Source organism: Natronomonas halophila, from assembly GCF_013391085.1.
GTDB lineage: Archaea > Halobacteriota > Halobacteria > Halobacteriales > Haloarculaceae > Natronomonas > Natronomonas halophila.
In genome coordinates this window covers 1,495,650-1,513,089 of the sequence record NZ_CP058334.1, presented here as the reverse complement: position 1 = coordinate 1,513,089, position 17,440 = coordinate 1,495,650, and the positions used below count along the sequence as shown (strand labels likewise).

Annotated in this window: 20 protein-coding genes; 12 read left to right on the top strand and 8 right to left on the bottom strand. The window is 66.0% G+C overall.

Features of this window, described 5'->3' with window-relative positions:
• Positions 1–87 precede the first annotated feature (87 nt).
• From HWV23_RS08320 to HWV23_RS08310, 3 genes are all read left to right on the top strand, one after another.
• Positions 88–888 carry a hypothetical protein gene (locus tag HWV23_RS08320; protein ID WP_178289949.1) on the top strand — a complete coding sequence of 267 codons (801 nt, stop codon included), beginning with the start codon at positions 88–90 and terminating at the stop codon, positions 886–888.
• 135 nt (positions 889–1,023) lie between these two features.
• Complete coding sequence (locus tag HWV23_RS08315; protein ID WP_178289948.1) at positions 1,024–1,557, top strand: 50S ribosomal protein L16; 534 nt, start codon at positions 1,024–1,026, stop codon at positions 1,555–1,557.
• Positions 1,558–1,642: 85 nt separating this feature from the next.
• Complete coding sequence (locus HWV23_RS08310) at positions 1,643–2,374, top strand: creatininase family protein (RefSeq protein WP_178289947.1); 732 nt, start codon at positions 1,643–1,645, stop codon at positions 2,372–2,374.
• Here HWV23_RS08310 and HWV23_RS08305 read toward each other — a convergent pair whose 3' ends face one another.
• The 3 genes from HWV23_RS08305 to HWV23_RS08295 form a co-directional block, all read right to left on the bottom strand.
• A complete protein-coding gene (locus HWV23_RS08305) occupies positions 2,375–2,797 on the bottom strand; it encodes a DUF5790 family protein (protein ID WP_178289946.1) in 423 nt (140 codons plus the stop codon).
• An 82-nt stretch (positions 2,798–2,879) separates the two neighbouring features.
• Positions 2,880–3,893: a DUF7544 domain-containing protein gene (locus tag HWV23_RS08300; protein WP_178289945.1), complete on the bottom strand. Its 1,014-nt coding sequence runs from the start codon at positions 3,891–3,893 to the stop codon at positions 2,880–2,882.
• Between the two features lie 62 nt (positions 3,894–3,955).
• Positions 3,956–4,306 carry a dihydroneopterin aldolase family protein gene (locus tag HWV23_RS08295; protein WP_178289944.1) on the bottom strand — a complete coding sequence of 117 codons (351 nt, stop codon included), beginning with the start codon at positions 4,304–4,306 and terminating at the stop codon, positions 3,956–3,958.
• 78 nt (positions 4,307–4,384) lie between these two features.
• Here HWV23_RS08295 and HWV23_RS08290 point away from each other — a divergent pair, with 78 nt between their 5' ends.
• The 8 genes from HWV23_RS08290 (at position 4,385) to HWV23_RS08255 (ending at position 10,511) form a co-directional block, all read left to right on the top strand.
• Positions 4,385–4,996, top strand: coding sequence for a translation initiation factor IF-2 subunit beta (locus HWV23_RS08290; protein ID WP_178289943.1), 612 nt, complete (start codon positions 4,385–4,387; stop codon positions 4,994–4,996).
• Positions 4,997–5,181: 185 nt separating this feature from the next.
• Positions 5,182–7,170: an aconitate hydratase gene (locus HWV23_RS08285; protein WP_178289942.1), complete on the top strand. Its 1,989-nt coding sequence runs from the start codon at positions 5,182–5,184 to the stop codon at positions 7,168–7,170.
• A gap of 395 nt (positions 7,171–7,565) precedes the next feature.
• Positions 7,566–8,030: a ribosomal protein S18-alanine N-acetyltransferase gene (rimI, locus tag HWV23_RS08280; RefSeq protein ID WP_178289941.1), complete on the top strand. Its 465-nt coding sequence runs from the start codon at positions 7,566–7,568 to the stop codon at positions 8,028–8,030.
• A gap of 67 nt (positions 8,031–8,097) precedes the next feature.
• Entirely contained in the window at positions 8,098–8,586 is a 489-nt protein-coding gene (locus HWV23_RS08275) for a DUF5810 domain-containing protein (RefSeq protein WP_178289940.1), read from the top strand.
• A gap of 17 nt (positions 8,587–8,603) precedes the next feature.
• On the top strand, positions 8,604–9,026 hold the full coding sequence (locus HWV23_RS08270) for a DUF5809 family protein (protein WP_178289939.1): 423 nt from the start codon (positions 8,604–8,606) through the stop codon (positions 9,024–9,026).
• On the top strand, positions 9,014–9,457 hold the full coding sequence (locus HWV23_RS08265) for a hypothetical protein (protein ID WP_178289938.1): 444 nt from the start codon (positions 9,014–9,016) through the stop codon (positions 9,455–9,457). Before HWV23_RS08270 ends, HWV23_RS08265 begins: the two co-directional genes overlap by 13 nt.
• Positions 9,454–10,071: an NUDIX hydrolase gene (locus HWV23_RS08260; RefSeq protein WP_178289937.1), complete on the top strand. Its 618-nt coding sequence runs from the start codon at positions 9,454–9,456 to the stop codon at positions 10,069–10,071. Before HWV23_RS08265 ends, HWV23_RS08260 begins: the two co-directional genes overlap by 4 nt.
• A 56-nt stretch (positions 10,072–10,127) precedes the next feature.
• Positions 10,128–10,511, top strand: a complete 384-nt coding sequence (locus tag HWV23_RS08255) for a rhodanese-like domain-containing protein (protein ID WP_178289936.1) — start codon at positions 10,128–10,130, stop codon at positions 10,509–10,511.
• On the opposite strand, the gene HWV23_RS08250 is transcribed toward HWV23_RS08255, so the two are convergent.
• A complete protein-coding gene (locus HWV23_RS08250; protein ID WP_178289935.1) occupies positions 10,508–11,794 on the bottom strand; it encodes a cytochrome P450 in 1,287 nt (428 codons plus the stop codon). The two genes, HWV23_RS08255 and HWV23_RS08250, sit on opposite strands and share 4 nt — an antisense overlap.
• 83 nt (positions 11,795–11,877) lie before the next feature.
• On the opposite strand from HWV23_RS08250, the gene HWV23_RS08245 reads away from it, so the two are divergent.
• Positions 11,878–12,531 carry a helix-turn-helix domain-containing protein gene (locus tag HWV23_RS08245; protein WP_178289934.1) on the top strand — a complete coding sequence of 218 codons (654 nt, stop codon included), beginning with the start codon at positions 11,878–11,880 and terminating at the stop codon, positions 12,529–12,531.
• A 22-nt stretch (positions 12,532–12,553) separates the two neighbouring features.
• Here HWV23_RS08245 and yciH read toward each other — a convergent pair whose 3' ends face one another.
• The 4 genes from yciH to HWV23_RS08225 all read right to left on the bottom strand — a co-directional run bounded on the left by yciH (position 12,554) and on the right by HWV23_RS08225 (position 17,440).
• Positions 12,554–12,847, bottom strand: coding sequence for a stress response translation initiation inhibitor YciH (gene yciH, locus HWV23_RS08240; protein WP_178289933.1), 294 nt, complete (start codon positions 12,845–12,847; stop codon positions 12,554–12,556).
• A 441-nt stretch (positions 12,848–13,288) separates the two neighbouring features.
• Positions 13,289–15,475, bottom strand: a complete 2,187-nt coding sequence (locus tag HWV23_RS08235) for a transglutaminase TgpA family protein (protein ID WP_246282745.1) — start codon at positions 15,473–15,475, stop codon at positions 13,289–13,291.
• Positions 15,472–16,467: a DUF58 domain-containing protein gene (locus HWV23_RS08230; protein WP_178289932.1), complete on the bottom strand. Its 996-nt coding sequence runs from the start codon at positions 16,465–16,467 to the stop codon at positions 15,472–15,474. Before HWV23_RS08230 ends, HWV23_RS08235 begins: the two co-directional genes overlap by 4 nt.
• A gap of 4 nt (positions 16,468–16,471) precedes the next feature.
• Complete coding sequence (locus tag HWV23_RS08225) at positions 16,472–17,440, bottom strand: AAA family ATPase (RefSeq protein ID WP_178289931.1); 969 nt, start codon at positions 17,438–17,440, stop codon at positions 16,472–16,474.

The following is a 17,440-nucleotide window of genomic DNA, read 5'->3' as shown; positions in this document are numbered from 1 at the left end:
CATTACCATTCACGCGTACGCAAGCAGTGTGTGCCGCGTTCGCGTGAGTTAGTAACGACTATACGCCGGCCTTTCATTTCAACGCGTATGCAACGACGATGGGCGGCGATCTATCTCGCCTTCTTCCTCGTCATGGCTGGCAGCGCCTATTCGGTGATGGCAGTCGCGGAAGAACCGGCGATGGATATCGAGGGTGATACCTACCAGCAAGGGGACACGCTCGAAGCCAACGGTACGACGTACACCGTCGCCGAACTCGGCGAGGGCGAGGCGAGTCTGGCGTACAACACGACGGTCGAACAGGAGACCACGTTCGCCAACAACTCGGTGGTCGAGTACGGCGGCGACCAGTACAACGTCACCGTCGAGTCGGGGGAGGAACCGAACTCCTTTACCCTGACTCAGGAGTTCGACGTCGGGGCCATCCTCCAGAACGACTCGCGGGTCGACAACCAGACCTACCAGCGCGAGGACGGCACCGAGTTCGTCCGCTATGAGAACGGCACGACCCAGCCGCTCGATGAGTACCTCCCCGACCCCGACCAAGAGCAGTTCTCGGTCGGCGACAGCATCGAACACGGCGGCACCACGAAAACGGTCCAGTCGGTTTCCTCCAGCGAGGCCGTTCTGACCTGGGAGGAGACGACCGCCGAATCCATCGGCCTCGAAGAAGGTGGGGTCGTAACCGTCGGCGGCACCGAGTACGTCGCGACGTTCCCCGACAACAGCACCGTCCTGCTCTCGACGGACGTCGAGGGCTACGAACAGGTCAGCGAGGACCGCGAGTACTTCCAAGAACGGACCTCGGGGCTCATGTACGTCGTCATCTTCAGCGTCGGCGCCGGGTTCCTCTTGGCAGCGATGGCGTTGATGCCGCGCCGCGAGTAACCGTCGCTCCTTTTCGGCTCCACGCCGCCCGGTTTCGTTCTGTGTTCCGTATCCCACGCGAGCGTGTGTTACTCCCCGACACCAACGGTGCGCTTCGAAGGCTTTATCCGGCGACTCAACCACATCTGAGGTACTATGAGTGACAAGCCCGCCTCTATGTATCGGGAGCTGGACAAGCCCTCGTACACGCGACGGGAGTACATCACGGGGATTCCCGGCTCGAAGGTCGCCCAGTACAAGATGGGCCGCATCGACGCCGACCCCGAGGATTATCAGGTGCAGATCAGCCTCATCGTTGACGAGGAGGTCCAGATTCGCCACGGCTCGCTCGAGGCTTCGCGCCTCTCGGCGAACCGCCGTATGCTCAAGGAACTCGGCGAAGAGGGCGACTACAAGATGATTCTCCGGAAGTTCCCCCACCAGGTCCTCCGTGAGAACAAGCAGGCAACCGGTGCGGGTGCGGACCGTGTTTCCGACGGGATGCGACAGGCCTTCGGGAAAATCGTCGGCACCGCCGCCCGGATTCAGAAGGGCGAGCGTCTCTTCACCGTCTGGTGTAACCCCGAGGACGCCGACGTCGCGAAGGACGCCTTCCGCCGTGCGTACAACAAGATCACCCCGCCGTGTACCATCAAGGTCGAACGCGGCGAGGAACTGCTGATCGCGTAAGGCGGGCGCTTCGTACACCTTTTCGACCGCGTAGCCGCGGGCTTTCGACCATCGCTTACAAGCGGGAGGGCCGCCTTCCTTCGGCATGCACCTCGCCGAATCCTCGTGGACGGATATCCGCGATGCCGATGCCGACCTCGCGGTCCTCCCTGTCGGCAGCACCGAACAGCACGGCCCCCACGCACCGCTCGGCGTCGATTTCATGACCGCCGAAGCCATCGCCGAGGAGGGTGCGAAACGCTACTCCGAGGAGGCCCCGAACGAGGCGGTCGTCGCCCCGACGATTCCGGTCGGTATCGCCGAGGAACACCGCGACTTCGAGGGGACGCTGTGGGTCTCCGAGGACACTTTCCGCTCGTACGTCCGGGAGACGATCGAGAGCCTCGCCCATCACGGCCTCGACCGGGTCGTCGTCGTCAACGGCCACGGTGGCAACGTCGATGCCCTCCGTGAACTCTGTGGGCGGGTGACCCGCGACGAAACCGCCTACGCGGTACCTTTCACGTGGTTCGACGCGGTCGCGACCGAGGAGATGGGCCACGGCGGCCCCGCCGAAACCTCCTTCATGCGGTATCTCCGTCCCGAACTGGTCCACGAGGACCGAACCGAAGCGGCTGCTGAGGACGGTGCCGACTCGTGGGGCGAGTGGCTCCACGGGACGAACCTGACCTACGACTCCGCGGAGTTCACCGACAGCGGCGCGGTCGGGGACCCGCGGAACGGGGACGCGGAACTCGGCGAGGAACTGTTCGAGGAATCGGCCGACGCGCTGGCGGACCTGCTGGATGCGGTCGAAACGCGAGCGCGGCCGAACTGATTACTCGTCGTCTTCGTCGGCGTCTTCGCTTTCCTCGGCGGCGTCTTCGAGCGCGCCGCGGAGTTCCGGAATCGTCGCGGTGAGTTCGCCCACCTGTTCGTGGGCCTCGACGATGTCGTCGAACAGCTCCTCCAGTTCGGCGATTTCGGCTTCGAGGTCGTCGGCGTCCTCGAAGGCATCGGCCTTCTTGCCCATCGCGAACCACTTCTTGGCGTCCCGGAGGTGGTCTTCGGCGTCGCCGGTGTCCAGCGCGCCCTTCAGGGCGTTGAGCACGCCGAGGGTGTTGTCGGCGTCGACGTCCCAGACGGCGTCGGCATCGGGAAGGGCGGCTTTCGCCTCGGCGAGGCTGGCCTCCACGTCCTCGCGCATCTCGCTTGCGGCCTCGTCGAACAGTTCGTCGTCGTCGAGCGTCGCCTGACTCATATCCCTACTTTCGGGCCGTGTGGGTTAAAAACACGCCGCAAAGCGAAAGTGAAATCCGACGGAAACGCGGCGGCGCGCTCGGTCAGGCGGAAAACTGCGAGTCGGGGCCGTCCTCACCGGTGGTGGCGTCCTCGCCGCTGCGAAGTTCCCGGCGTCGCTCCGGAATGAAATCGAGGTCGTCGTCGACGGCACCCAGAACCAACAGCGCGTAAAACCGGGCGAAGACCTGGAAGATGGCCAGAGCCGCCAGCAGCGCGGCCGTGGTCGCGATGCCGCTGATAGTGGCGACGACGGCGACGGCGGCCGTCGACGACAGCACGAGGCTCACGAGGAAGGCGAGTACGCCGCCAACGATGAGCGCGGGGAGTGTGACCAGCAGTGTGGCGAGGAAGACGAGAATCCCGCCGACGGTGCCGATGACGAGGGCGGCGACGGTGTAGGCAGCGAACTGCTTCGGGGCGTCCACGAGGCTTCTCCAGAAGCGCCGCCATCCGCCGATGACGCCGCTGTCTTCGAGCAGCATCGTCGGGACGACGAAGCCGGTGGTAAACGCGAGGACCAGGCTAGTCGGGAACCCGAGGAGGCCAACGATGACGGCGGTGTCGTTCAGGGCCATCAGGTAGTCGAAGACGGTCCCATCGGTGCCGGCCTGCGAGACGACGAGGCCGCCGAGCAGCAGGAAACTGAGGCTTCCGATGACGAGCCGAAAGGCCGCGAGGCCGAGGGCCTGCCTCCAGTGTTCCCTGATTTCGTCTCGAATCGCCGTCTCGCCGGTTCTGAGCCAGCGCAGGAACGGAAACTCCAGCACTGCTCCGAGGATGAGTACCAGCGCCCACAGGGTCGCGAATGCGATGGCGAGTGCGAGAAGGACCTCGGCGATGCCGGCGGGGAGTGCCTCCTGCAGTTGGGCGCGGGCCTCCGGCGATAGCTGCTGGGTGCCACCACTTCCCTGCCCGCCAGTCGGTAGGCCGAGCATGGGGCTCCCGGCGAAAACCGTGACGAAGATTACCCAGAGCCACTCGAACGCACCGCGTGGTCGATACCGTCTCGTTGCAGTGATTGCGTCGCTGATTACGTCTACCGGGTGGAGGGCCATGTACGCTGATTCCGGCGGCACAGGGTATAAAATGTGGTCGAACCCACCCGGAGAGGACCCGATTACGGGCTTCGAACGGAGTCGACCCGCATCCGGGGGTAATCGCCCTCCATCTCCATCGCAGCGACGACGCGAGTGTCCTCGTAGTCGATGACGATTTCGACCTCCATGAACCGGCCCGTGAGTTCGGTGTAGTCGGCCGACTGGTCGGCCAGTTCGTCGGCGAGTTCCTCGTCGAGTATCTCGACGGTGACGGTCTCGCAGAACGGCTGGTTCTCGATTGCTTCCTCCATCGCGCGTGCGAGGCTGTCGCTGCTCTCGGGTGAGACGGGCGTGCCGGCGAACTGGTGGTAGAGCGTGCCGAACTTGATGCCGGCCTCGAAGCAGGCCTCCTGTGGCGTCGTGGGGTCCATACCGGACGTGCGTGGGCCGTCCCCATGTGGGTTCCCCTGTCTCGGAACCGCTTTACGTGCCCATAGCCTCCAGTACGTATGGAATACGAAGCCAGCCTCGACCGAGCGCTGGAGGCCGTCCCCGACATCGGGTCGGGCGGCGACCGGCTTTCGGTCCCCGATTCTGCCGCCCAGGAGGACGGCGCGTTCACGCGGTTCAACAACCTCGACGACGTCGCGGACGCCCTCAACCGGGCGACCGACCACGTCCACCGGTTCCTCCAGCAGTCGCTTGCGACCTCCGGCAAACTCGAAGCCGGCGTCGGCCGCTACAACGGGAACTTCCAGGAGCGGGATTTCGACGCGGCCATCGAGGAGTACACCGCCGAGTACGTCCGCTGTTCGGAATGTGGCCTTCCCGACACGCGACTCGTTCAGGAATCCGGGACGATGATGCTGCGCTGTGACGCCTGTGGTGCGTTCCGCCCGGTCGAGAAGAGTCGCTCGAAGACGACGACATCGACCCAGAAGGACGACGTCGAAACCGGCGAGACCTACACGGTCAAGGTGACCGACACAGGCCGGAAGGGCGACGGCGTCGCCCACCGCGGTGATTACACCATCTTCGTCCCCGGCGCAAGCGAGGGCGACGTGGTCGACATCTACATCAAGAACATCAGCGGGAACCTCGCGTTCTCGCGTCTCGCCTAAGCGCGCGCCGACCGGGATTTCGAAACTCCTCGGTAAGAATTGGATGTTCGTTCATGATGTTATCTTTCTTTATATACTAGTCCTACAACTGTTTGGTGCGAATATTGCCAAAACCGGCGGAGGGGACCGCAATACGTGGCAAACACGCCGGATTTATATCCGTGGACAGTAGATTGACGGACGTTATGGGACAGACGCTTACGGAAAAAATCCTCGGCGACCACCTTGTCGAGGGCGAACTCGAGACCGGTGAAGAAATCGGTATCGAGATCGACCAGGTACTTACACAGGACACGACGGGGACGCTCGTTTGGCTGCAGTTCGAGGCCCTCGGCCTCGACGAAGTGCAGACGGAACTCGCCGCGCAGTACTGCGACCACCAGACGTATCAGTTCGACTTCAAGAACACGGACGACCACCGCTTCCTGCGCTCGGCGGCCGGCAAGTTCGGCGCCTACTACAGCCGACCCGGCAACGGCATCTGCCACAACGTCCACAAGGAGAACTTCGCCGCGCCCGGCAAGACGCTCCTCGGTTCGGACAGCCACACGCCGACCCCCGGTGGCCTCGGCCAGCTCGCTATCGGTTCCGGTGGCCTCGACGTGGCCGTCGCCATGGGTGGCGGCGCCTACTACATCGAGATGCCGGAAGTCGTGAACGTCCGCCTCGAAGGCGAACTCCCCGAGTGGGCGACCGCCAAGGACGTCATCCTGCACCTGCTCGACGAACTGTCCGTCAAGGGCGGCGTCGGCAAAATCCTCGAATACACCGGCCCCGGTGTCGAGACGCTGACCGTCCCCGAGCGGACGACCATCACCAACATGGGTACGGAACTGGGCGCCACGTCCTCCATCTTCCCGACCGACGAGAAGACCAAGGACTGGCTCTCCCGGATCGGCCGCGAGGACGAGTACGTCGACATCGGCCCCGACGAGGACGCCGACTACGACGACCAGATCGTCGTCGACCTCTCGGACCTCGAACCGCTCATCGCCTGCCCGTCGATGCCCGACAAAGTCGTGCCCGTCAGCGAGGTCGCTGGCGAGGACGTCGAGCAGGTCATCATCGGTTCCTGTACGAACGGCGCCTACGAGGACATCCTCCCCGGCGCGAAGATGCTCGAAGGCCGCACCACCGACCGGAAGACCGAGATGATCGTCGCCCCCGGTTCGAAGCAGGCCTCCGAGATGCTCGCCCGTGAGGGCTGGACCGCCGAGATGATGGCGGCCGGCGTCAACTTCTCCGAGGCGACGTGTGGTGCCTGTATCGGCATCGGTCACGTCCCCGCCTCCGACTCCGTCTCCCTGCGGACCTTCAACCGCAACTTCGAGGGTCGATCCGGTATCGAGGACGACAACGTCTACCTCTGTTCGCCCGAGGTCGCCACCGCGGCGGCCATCAAAGGCGAAATCGTCGACCCCCGAGACCTCGCCGACGAACTCGGCGACCTCGAGGCGCCCGAATTCGAGATGGGCGACAAGTACGGCGACGGCATGGCGCAGGACGACCCGGACCTCATCGCGCCCGACGAGGCCGTCGACGACGAACTCATCAAGGGCCCGAACATCGGCGACGTCCCGCTGAAGGACGAACTCGATGACGAGCTCGAAGGTCCCGCCCTCCTCAAGATGGAGGACAACATCACGACCGACCACATCATCCCTGCGACGCAGGACATCCTGATGTACCGGTCGAACATCCCGAAGCTCTCGGAGTTCACTCTCTCGCGTGTCGACGACTCCTTCGCACAGCGCGCACTCGACAGCGACGGTGGCTTCCTCGTTGCCGGCGAGAACTACGGACAGGGCTCCTCGCGTGAGCACGCGGCCCTCTGTCCGATGTACCTCGGCGTCGAGGGCGTCCTCGCACAGAGCTTCGCCCGCATCCACAAGGCGAACCTCTTCAACTTCGGTCTCCTCCCGCTGGAGATCGACGAGGAGGACTACGAGAAGATCGAGCAGGGCGACGACATCGAAGTCGTCGACGACGTCGCCGAGGCCGTCCGCGAAGGTCAGGAAGAGTTCACCGTCCGCGTCAACGACGAGTGGGAACTCACCGCCACGCTGGACGCCTCCGAGCGCGAACGCCGTATCCTCGCCGACGGTGGGAAGCTCTCCCACGTCAAGAAGCAGCACGAGGAAGAAGGCAGCGGCGCGGCGCCGGCTGACGACTAAACCGCTCGCGCCCTGCGGGCGCTCGCGGATGCCAACTTTCGTTTTCTTTTAAATCGCGTGTAGCGACGGCTGTTCTGCTCGTGCGATGTGCTTCTGCACAGCGCCGCCGCTGGATGGTGTGGAAAAGCGATGGGGGGACGGGGAGCGGATGGTAGTGTTGCCAGATTCGACCGTCGGGAGATGGTGGGGGAGTATGGCGGTCGCTATCTGGCGTGTGAAAGCGGGGTGGGGGGTGGGGATGCACCCAAACGGGTGCATCCGGTTCTTTATGCTGTAGGTACATGAACCTTCTGGCCACGTTGGTGTGTCAAGCCGCAACACTGCGGTTTTCGGCTGCTGAGCGGGTGCTCTCGCCCGGCCGATAGTTCTATGAATCGGACTCCGCAAGCAATACTGTGACTACGACCTCGCCACGGGGGGAGGTAACCGTTCGCCAAGCGACGCGAGCGGATCTGCTATCGATCTTCCGCATCGAGAAGCGGTCCTTCGACCAGCCGTGGCCCTACGCCGCCTTTGAGCGGTTCCTCGGCGAACACGGGTTTACCGTCGCCGAACGCGACGGCGAGGTCATCGGCTATGCGGTCGCCGACAGCGTGGCCAACCACGGGACGCCTCTCGGCCACCTCAAGGACCTCGCGGTCGACCCCGAACACCGCGGTGAGGGAATCGGTCGACTGTTGCTCTCACAGACGCTCACCCGCCTGTTCATCGAGGGCGCCGGTCGCGTCAAACTCGAAGTCCGGCGGGGGAACCGACCCGCTCGGTCGCTCTACGAGGAATTCGGCTTCGAACTCCACCACGTCTCGCCGAGCTATTACGACGACGGCGAGGACGCGCTGGTGATGGTCCGGGAGGCGTAGGCTGGCGGCGTCCGTCGGCGGGTCGGCAGACGCAGGCGTTTTGCCGCTGGCGTGCCCACGTACGGGTATGGGATACGCCTGCCCCGTCTGTGAGGACCCGCAAGCCGACGCGGGCCATCTCGCCAACCATCTCGCCTTCTCGGCGATGCTCGGTGACGCCGACCACGAGGCGTGGCTCGACGACCACGCACCGGAGTGGGAGGGGATGGGCGAGTCGGACCTCGCCGACATCGTCGCTGACGACGTCGAGGAAACGGAGTTCCCGCAGGTCTTCGAGGACACGACCGGGAAGCCGGATTCGGCCGGCGACCCCCTCGAAGAACGCTCGGGTGCACTGTTCGACGAGGGTCAGGAACACGCCGGTCACGGGCATGGACACGACCACAGCCACGACCACGGAAGCGACGAGAGCCACGACACCGGTGGTATCGTCGATACCTCGGGCGCGATGGACGCCGAAACCGAAGCCGTCCTCGAAGAGGCCAGGGAGATGACCCAGGAGATGCTGGCCGACGAGGACGAAGACGAGGAGAAAGCGGAAGACGAAAGCGAGTGACCGACGAGTCGACGGATATGCGCACGGAGGGGACCCTTTCGCCCGAATCGTGGGACGAAGCCGAACAGCGCTACGACTCGCTGGGATCGGTCGCACAGACCGTCGTCCGCGAGGTCGCGAAGGCCATGGAGTTCGGCCGCGAGGAATACGGCGAGCGCGTGACGGGCGAGGTGGTCGAAACCGCACGCCAGACACTGTTCGCCGAGCAACTGGCCGTCTCGGTCGGCACGAACGAGGAGTTCGAAGCGTGGCGCGAGAGCTTCGACGGGGACGTACGCGTTGCCGGCAGTGACAACGTCGACCGGGTCGCGTGGCACGCCGTGCCCTTCGCCGACAGGGCGGTCGCGGCGACCTTCCAGAACGAACCCGAGGCGGCCGTCGCGACGCTCCGCCGGATGGCGTTCAATCGCATCTACCGCGAGGAATTATGCGACCCGTAGCGCGGAACCTGATTTTGGCCATCCTCGGGGTCGTCGTCGTCCTGCTCGCCCTCGGTGCGGTTCCGGGCCTCATCGAGACGGGCGACCCCTACTACGTGGAGGCGACGCCCGTCGACGAGTCGGGGCCGGCGATAACGGCCGACAACTTCTCCGAACAGCGGTTCCCCTACGCATTCGACGCGCTGGCCGCCGCCGCGACGGGCGCGGACCCGGCCCGCTCGGAGGCCTACTACACGGGACCGGGCGGTGTCGGCGGCTTCAAGGAAGCCTTTACCCACACGCCCTTCGAGGAATTCGACGAGTTCGAAGCCCGCAACGGCGAGGCAGTCCAGCGCGGGGCCGACTCGCCGGTCGGTGACGTCGCCTTCGTCGACTACGAGGGCCAGCGCTATCGGCTCGAAATCGTACGCGTACCGGAGGACGATACATGACCGACCGGAGTCCAACCGACCACGACTGGACCGTCATCGAATCGAACACGGAGTACGAAACCGGCTGGTACACCGGCGGCTATGACCTCGTCGAGTTGCCGGACGGCCGCGAAAAGCAGTACTACTGGGCGGCACTCCCGGCGGCTGTCGTCATCGTCGCCGTCGTCGACGACCCGCCGTCCCTCGGCTTGCCGGCCCCCGGATCGCCGGGCGGGGGCGACTCACCTCCCGAGGACACCCGGTCGGTCGTGATGGTCGAGCAGTTCCGACCGACGATTCGAGAACTCTGCTACGAACTGCCGGCGGGTATCGTCGAGGACGGCGAGACGTACGCCGCGGCGGGCGCCCGCGAACTCGAAGAGGAGGTCGGCATCGTCGCCGATTCGGTCGAACTACTGGAGGATTTCTGGTGTTCGACGGGCGTGTTGCGCCACCGACGTGGCATCGTCTGGGCCGAGGGCTTCGAGCCCGGCGAGCGGAAACTCGACGGCAGCGAGTTCCTCGACGTCCGGACGGTCCCCGTCGAGGACGCACTGGGCGTCGCCCGGAGCGACTCGGCCAACGACGCCACCATCGAGGGGCTGTTGCTGGCCGATGCCGACGGCCTGCTGTAGCGCGGGCGTCGCACCGCAGCCCTGCTGTTTAAGCGCCTGCTCACCTAGCGGCGTGTATGGACGGCGAGATTTCGGCCGAGGAACTACAGGAGTTGCTGGAGACGAACGGCGACGTTCGCATCGTCGATATCCGGTCACGGGCGGCGTTCCGCCGGGGACACATCCCGAAAAGCGAGAACGTCCCGTTCGGCGAACTGACTGACCGCATCGAGGACTTCACCGATGCCGAGCGGGTCGTGACGGTCTGTCCGCACGGCAAGGCGAGCCAGCAGGCCGCACGCCTCATCGGCAGTTACGAGGGCTTTTCCGGCCGCGTCGATTCGCTCGAACCCGGCATCGAGGGGTGGTCTTACGAACTGGAAACGGACGCGGAGACGGCTTCGGATGGCGGTTCCGGCGAGGGCGAAGCGGCCGACGAAGGCCCTGAAGCTCCCTTCTAACGACGTTCGAGGTCGAAGGCGACCGGTTCGGCGGGCCGAAGCGTCGTCGCCATCCGGAAGTCGAGTTCGTCGGTGCGTGACCGAAGCCGCCAGCGGCGCGCAATCGTCGGAATCGCGAGTTTCAGTTCGGCCCGTGCAAACCGCATCCCGATGCAATGGCGGGGGCCAGCCCCGAACGGGAAGTACGCGTGTTCGTGGTCCGGCCCTTCGGGCCAGCGGTCGGGGTCGAACGTCTCGGGGTCGTCCCAGAACCGCTCGTCGCGGTGGACGAAGTACTGTGGCAACAGTAGCGTCGCGCCGGCCGGAACCGTCCCATCACGCAGTTGGAGCGGCTCGGTCGCCTGTCGGAAGGTGACGTAGACCGGCGGGTAGAGCCGCAGCGTCTCTCGGATGACACGGTCGGTAACGGGGAGCGAATCGAGGTCCTCGGCGGTCGGGTCCCCGTCGAGCGCGTCGACTTCCCGGTGCAGTCGCTCGCGGACCTCGGGATGGCGGTCCAGCATGACCCACGCGTACAGCAACGCCAGCGAGGTGGTTTCGTGGCCCGCAAAGAGGAACGTCACGAGTTGGTCACGAATCTCGGTCTCCGAAAGCGCGTCCGTCGCCTGAAGCACCGACAGGAGGTCGGGCATCGCGTCGTCGCCCTCGATGCCGCCGCCCCGCGCCAGAAGCGAATCGACCACGTCGTCGAGGGCGTCCATGCGACGCCGGTAGCGGCGGTTCGTCGGCGTCGGCACCCACGTGGGGATGAAGCCGTCGAGACCGGTTTCGAACTTCTCGTTGACGGCGTCGGTCGCTTCGGCGACGATTCGACGGCCGTCCGGGTCGTCGATGCCGAACATCGTCCGAGTGAGCACTCGGAGGGTCAGCGACCGAAAGTCGTCGCCGTCGATACGCCCACCGTCCTGCCAGTCCTCGACGGCATTCCGCGTGCAGTCGGCCATCGTCGGCGCGTATCGGTCGATGTGTTCGCGGTAGAACGCCGGCTGGAGGGCGGTCCGCTGACGACGCCACTGCTCGCCGTCGGTGAAGAAGACGCCAGTCGGTGCCACCTCGCGACTCGTCCGGTCGAAGAAGTCGGGCTTTTCCACGTCGTCGGAACGGTCGACGAGGACGCGCTTGACGTCCTCCGGGTGGTGGACGTAGTAGAAGGTCTCACCCATGACTTCGGCGCGAACGAGGTCGCCGAGCGCCTCGGCCTGCTCGTAGAAGCCGAACGGGTCGCGGAAATACGATACCGTGTGGCCGAGTACCGGGAGGCCGTCTGGTTCGGGTACCGACATACGCGTCGATTGGGTCGGCAGCGGGAAGCGGATTAACACGATAAATTTCGTGTCTTTATAAGCTTGGGGCGGCCCCTGTGGATATGCACTCGCTTCGCCTGACGGTCCATCATTCGGCGGAGACGATTCATCCGGTCCATCGGGCGGTCTGTGACCGCGAGGCGCTGGCGTACGAACGGCTGTTGCAGGGGAACACGGAGGGCGACCGAAACACGCTCCTGTTTCACGTCCGTGGCGACCCGGCGGTCTACGCCGCTGTCCTCGACCGCACCGACGCAATCGTCGAGTACGAACTCGTTGACCTCGATAACGGCTTTTATGCGTATCTCACGGAGGAACCGCGTAGCCCAGACGAGGCGCTCTATGCAGCCCTCTCGCTGGAGGGCCTCGTCGTCGTGCCACCGGTGGAGTTCCGCCCCGACCGGACGATGGGCGCGACGGTGCTCGGCGACCCCGAACGGTTGCGGTCGATGCTGGATGCGTTGCCGTCGTCGGTTTCGACGGATATCGAGCGGTACGGAACCTACCGTGGCGACCCCGGCGTTGTTCTGACGGACCGCCAGCGGGAGGTGCTGGCGGCGGCGCTCGAACTGGGGTATTTCGAGGTGCCGCGTGCCAACTCGCTGTCGGCGGTGGCGGCGTCGCTGGACCTCGCGGAATCGACGGTGTCAGCGCATCTCAGGAAAGCGGAAGCCGCGCTGGCGAGACGCGCGCTTACGCCCGAAAGAACGTGGTAACTCGACGTGCGGTCAGAGAGCGTTAGGCGACATTGAACCCCTTCTCGCGGAGGAAATCCTCGACGCGACCGAGGTGATTGCCCTGAAGCTCGATGACGCCGTCTTCGACGGTGCCACCGCAGGCAAACTTCGATTTCAGGTCCGACGAAAGCGAGTCGAGATCGACGTCGCGTGGGTCGAATCCTTCGATGACCGTTACCTCTTTCCCGTATCGGCGCTCGTCGATGCGGATATTGATCTCCTGGGACTCCTTGGCGACGTCCTCACAGACGCAGAGCTCCTGGGGGAGACCGCACGTCGAGCAGACCTCGCTCATGATACCCCCGCAAGTCTTACAGCGGTGGTCATGAACGCCGCACTCCTCTCAACCGAAATCCGGTTGCTTCGCATTACCAACTACACCTAACAGGAGCACAAGTAAAAAATGAACGGGTCAGACTACACCTCAGCCTGCAAAATCGCCCGAGTAATCCATCTCACCGGCAAATCCGAGCCAGCCAACGGCTGGAACGACGCTCGCTCCGCCCGCGACAAACCCCACTCACGTCCCGCCTCACTCACGACGAACCGTCTCGTGGCCGGCGTTGCTGAGTGGGGGATTTCGGCTTTCTGACGAAACGTGACACGGGATTACAGCTGTATCCCGTTTTACTGCGCCCTCGGAACACGACGCGTTCCGATGTGTGAACGGGAATTCCGCTCTCGGTAACGGTATGGCCTGCGTCGTCCCCGAGAACGGGAACGTCGCCTACAACGTTTACACGGACTTCGTATCACGCTTTTCGGTCCGAGTCGGGAGTCGCGACCGCTCGTCGAGCAGTTCGCCGAGCAGTTGCGTGGCCTCGGCGGCTCCCGTCTCGTCGACACCGGGGCCGTATTTCGCCCGCTCGTAGAGGTCACCGACCCGTCTGGCCCGGTCGTCGGCATCGGCGAGGAACTCCCGTGGCGTCTCGCCGGGGGCCTTCTCGTGGCCGGCCTGCTCAAGGAGGTAGACGACCCGGTGGTAGGCGCCGGCCACCACGTCCTCGGGGTCGCCGCTGGGTTCACGGCGGAGCCACACCGCGCGGTAGAGCCGCCGGTTCAGGCCGGTCCGACGGCCGGCGGCGGCGAGGCCGGCGAGAACCAGCAGGGTGACGCCGACCTGTTCGGGAGTCGGCAGCGGAATCGTGGGTAGCGAAAAGCCGCCGTCATCGCCGCCGGGTGCGCTACCGGGTGGCGTCTCGGTCCCGTTCGGGCCGTCGGTCGGGCCGGTCGGCGTGGTCGGCGTCGTGGGGGCGACGGTTTCGTCTTGGCTGTCGTTGGTGTCGATATTGTCGGTGCCGTCGGTTCGGGCGTCTTCGAGGGTCTCCAGTTCGGCGGCCTGTCGGGGGCTGGCGGGCGTGGGGTCGAACGTAATCCAGCCGTGTTCGGGGAAGTAGACCTCGACCCAGGCGTGGGAGTTGTAGCCGCGGACGACCCATTCGTCGTCGGTGACCTGCTGGCCGGGCGTGTAGCCGACGACGAACCGGGCCGGGATGTCCTGCGTCCGCAGCATCGTCACCATCGTCGTCGCGAAGTACGTGCAGTAGCCGGCGTCCATCTCGAAGAGGAACGAGTCGGCGATATCGCCGCGCGGCCGCTCGACGTCTAGCGAATACTCGCGGTTGTTCTCCAGCCACTGCTCGATGACGCGGGCGGTGTCGTAGGGGTTGTCGGCGTTGGCAGTCAGGCGGTCGGTGCGTTCGCCGACGCGGGCGGGCGTGCTGTCGGGTAGTTCGGTGTATCGCCCGTCGATACCGTCGGGGTAGTCCGTGCTCGCGGCCCGGAGTTGTCGGGCGTCGGCGGTCGGCACCTCGCTGGTGACGCGGTAGGATTCGCCGGCCTGCAGCGGGCTGGCTGGCTGGAAGGCGCCCGCGTCGGTCACCTGCACGGGGACGGGCGACCCGCCGAGGTTGACCGGCTTGTTGGCTGCCGGTAACGTGGCGATTTCCGTCTCGGCGGTGTATCGCTGTTCGAGGACTCGGCTGTTGCCCGGCGGGCCCGGTAGCGTGCCCTGATAGGCGCGGAGGCCGCCGCTTCGGACCCAGCCGCCGCCCGTATAGCGGTCGTAGGTGCCGGCCCGCCAGTAGGCTTCGCGGTCGGCTTCGACGGTGTATCGCACCTCCGGCGAGAGTTCGACGGGGCCGGTCACCGAGACTTCCTCGCCCGCGTAGACGAGGCTCGATTCCATCGTCGTCTCCTCGTTGCCGAATCCCTCGGTCGAAATCAGCGAGTCGGCGGCGCCGGGGACGACGCCGACGAAGAGGGTCAGCACGACCATCGTTGCCAGCAGGACGACGACGCCGTCGGCGTTCCGCAGGGGCTCGTTTCGCCGGTCGCAGTCACCGAAGGCGACCGCGATGGTGACGCCGAGGACGCCGACGAGCGTCGCCATCGTCGTCGCGTCGCCGGTCAGCACCATGACGCCGAGCGAAAGGCCGGCAACCGCCGAGGCGGCGGCGTAGTGGCGGCGCAAGCCGAGATACCACGCGAGGAAGACGGGGCCGGGTGCGGCCGTCAGCGCCCAGACGTCCGCGTTGACGATGCGGAGCACCGAGAGGCCGGCCAGCAGTTCCCAGGCGTCGGTGAGCATCGGCGCTGCCAGCGCGAGAAAGCGGACGCCGCCGGGCAGCGACTGGACGTAGAGGTAGGTCCCGCCGATGACCGCCGCGGCACCGAGGCCGAGCGCGGTCCGGGGGCGAATGACGCGTGCGAGGACGGTCCCGACGAGGCCCGCGCCCGCGACGACGTAGTAGAGTTGGCCCGGTTGGCCGGTGATGACGAGGAGTTCGTGGAGCACCGAGAGGAACGCCCACAGCGTGGCGGCGACGCCGCCGAGGGCGACCAGTCGTGGAACCGACACCCAGTCGGTCAGCGGTCGGAGTACAGAGCCGATGGCCGTCCGGGTCGCCGATGTGGTGCTCACGCGACCACCTCCCGGCCGCGCCCCTCGCCGCTGGCGTCGAAGGAGACGTCGCGGTCGGCAAGCGAGACGGTCGCGGTACCGCCTTCGGCGAGGACGTGGACCTCGGGTTGGCCGTCGGTGTCGACGCGGCCGCCGTCGGTTCGGGCCAGCAGTTCGAGGAGGCCTTCGACGCTTCCGGGCGGGGCGACCCGGTCGCCGCCGGGCACGCGCACCGCGACGGTGACGCCGAAATCGTGGAGGTGGGCCGCAATACTGGCGATGGTCGCGGCCATCGCGTCGGCGCTGTCGCGGTCGGTGGCGGCCTCGCCGACGATGGTCATCTCGTCGGTGGCTCCCCGACTACCGTATTCGGCGACGAGGAACTCGTCGTCGGGGCGCTTCGCGCTCGCGCGCCAGTGGATGTCCCGCATCGAGTCGTCGGGACCGTACTCGCGGAGGCGGTCGAACGACGAGCGGTCGTCGTCGACAAAGGTCCCGACCAGTTTCGCGAGGTCGGTTTCCAGGTCGTAGATATCGGGATACACCAGCGCGGTCATGGGTTCGTCGCCGGCAGTCTCGACGGTGCGATAGAAGAGGCCGAGCGAGTCGGTCTGGGTGCAGTCGGCCGGTCCGAGTGTGTACTCGCCGCGGCGCCGATAGCCGATGTCGTAGGTAAAGCGGCCGCCGTGACCGACGGCTTCGACGACCGTCTCACCGTCGAGGTCGGGGTCGACGCGTTCGCGGACTGTACACGGCACGTCGCTGTCGACGCGGGCGGTCACGCGGCGGCGTTCGCCAGCGAAACCGGGTTCGGGGACCGACCGCTCGACGGTCGGCGGCTCGGCGCGATGCAGTTGGACGGCGCTGGCGGCTAGGGCGACGAGGGCGGGCACGACGATGGCGTTCAGCGAGCGGGCGCCGCCGGTCGCACCGAGGGCGAAGGCGCTGGCGGCGATGACGAAGACGCCGAGACCGCGGCGGGTCGGTCGAATGGCGGGGACCGAAGGACGCATCACGCTATTCCTCGACGGGGACCGTCTCCAGCGCCTCCGCGACGACCGCCTCGGGATCGGCCGCGCCGGGTTCGGTGCGCATCCGATGTGGGAAGACGACCGGCGCCGCGGCCTGTACGTCGTCGGGGATGACGTAGCCGCGGGAGTCGAGGACGGCCCGGCCCTGTGCGGCCCGGACGAGGGCGATAGAGCCCCGGGGACTCGCGCCCAGGCGGGCGTGTTCGCGAGTGTAGGCCGCAAGCCGGGTGACGTACTCCCGAAGCGGCTCGCGGACCTCGATATCGCCCGTGATTTCGCGGGCGGTCAGCAGCGCCTCGATATCGGCGACGGCGTCGATGTCCTCGATGGCGTGGCTGCCGACCGCGCGGTCGATGACCTCCGCCTCCTCGTGGTGGTCGGGGTAGCCGAGGTGGAGTTTCAGCATGAAGCGGTCGAGTTCGGCAGCGGGCAACTCGTAGGTGCGCTCCCGCTCGACGGCGTTCTGGGTGGCGATGACGACGAAGGGGTCCGGCATCGGATGGGTCGTCCCGTCGATGGTCGCCTGCTCTTCTTCCATCGCCTCGAGCAGGGCGGCCTGCGTTTTCGGCGGCGCGCGATTGATTTCGTCCGCGAGGACGACGTTGGCGAAGACGGGGCCGGGCCGGAACTCGAATTCGTTTTCCTTCTGGTTGTAGACGTTCGCACCGGTGATATCGGTCGGCAGGAGGTCGGGGGTGAACTGCACGCGCTTGAACGAACAGTCGAAGGAGGCCGCGACGGCACGGGCGAGCATCGTCTTCCCGACGCCGGGAACGTCTTCCAGCAGGACGTGCCCACCGCCGAGCAGGGCGGTAACGAGATGTTCGATGGGCTCGTCGTTGCCGACGATGACGTCCTGCACGTTCTCGATGACGCGCCGGGCGGTCCGACCGGCCGTCTCGATGTCCGCCGGGTCGATGGCGGCGGCCGCTTGCGTGTCTGTCGTGTCGTTCAT

What these genes read in the sequence shown, in the direction of transcription:
- HWV23_RS08320 (WP_178289949.1), top strand. Translation starts at nt 88, where the DNA reads ATGCAACGACGATGGGCGGCGATCTATCTCGCCTTCTTCCTCGTCATG.
- HWV23_RS08315 (WP_178289948.1), top strand. Translation starts at nt 1,024, where the DNA reads ATGAGTGACAAGCCCGCCTCTATGTATCGGGAGCTGGACAAGCCCTCG.
- HWV23_RS08310 (WP_178289947.1), top strand. Translation starts at nt 1,643, where the DNA reads ATGCACCTCGCCGAATCCTCGTGGACGGATATCCGCGATGCCGATGCC.
- HWV23_RS08305 (WP_178289946.1), bottom strand. Translation starts at nt 2,797, where the DNA reads ATGAGTCAGGCGACGCTCGACGACGACGAACTGTTCGACGAGGCCGCA.
- HWV23_RS08300 (WP_178289945.1), bottom strand. Translation starts at nt 3,893, where the DNA reads ATGGCCCTCCACCCGGTAGACGTAATCAGCGACGCAATCACTGCAACG.
- HWV23_RS08295 (WP_178289944.1), bottom strand. Translation starts at nt 4,306, where the DNA reads ATGGACCCCACGACGCCACAGGAGGCCTGCTTCGAGGCCGGCATCAAG.
- HWV23_RS08290 (WP_178289943.1), top strand. Translation starts at nt 4,385, where the DNA reads ATGGAATACGAAGCCAGCCTCGACCGAGCGCTGGAGGCCGTCCCCGAC.
- HWV23_RS08285 (WP_178289942.1), top strand. Translation starts at nt 5,182, where the DNA reads ATGGGACAGACGCTTACGGAAAAAATCCTCGGCGACCACCTTGTCGAG.
- HWV23_RS08275 (WP_178289940.1), top strand. Translation starts at nt 8,098, where the DNA reads ATGGGATACGCCTGCCCCGTCTGTGAGGACCCGCAAGCCGACGCGGGC.
- HWV23_RS08270 (WP_178289939.1), top strand. Translation starts at nt 8,604, where the DNA reads ATGCGCACGGAGGGGACCCTTTCGCCCGAATCGTGGGACGAAGCCGAA.
- HWV23_RS08265 (WP_178289938.1), top strand. Translation starts at nt 9,014, where the DNA reads ATGCGACCCGTAGCGCGGAACCTGATTTTGGCCATCCTCGGGGTCGTC.
- HWV23_RS08260 (WP_178289937.1), top strand. Translation starts at nt 9,454, where the DNA reads ATGACCGACCGGAGTCCAACCGACCACGACTGGACCGTCATCGAATCG.
- HWV23_RS08255 (WP_178289936.1), top strand. Translation starts at nt 10,128, where the DNA reads ATGGACGGCGAGATTTCGGCCGAGGAACTACAGGAGTTGCTGGAGACG.
- HWV23_RS08250 (WP_178289935.1), bottom strand. Translation starts at nt 11,794, where the DNA reads ATGTCGGTACCCGAACCAGACGGCCTCCCGGTACTCGGCCACACGGTA.
- HWV23_RS08245 (WP_178289934.1), top strand. Translation starts at nt 11,878, where the DNA reads ATGCACTCGCTTCGCCTGACGGTCCATCATTCGGCGGAGACGATTCAT.
- yciH (WP_178289933.1), bottom strand. Translation starts at nt 12,847, where the DNA reads ATGAGCGAGGTCTGCTCGACGTGCGGTCTCCCCCAGGAGCTCTGCGTC.
- HWV23_RS08230 (WP_178289932.1), bottom strand. Translation starts at nt 16,467, where the DNA reads ATGCGTCCTTCGGTCCCCGCCATTCGACCGACCCGCCGCGGTCTCGGC.
- HWV23_RS08225 (WP_178289931.1), bottom strand. Translation starts at nt 17,440, where the DNA reads ATGAACGACACGACAGACACGCAAGCGGCCGCCGCCATCGACCCGGCG.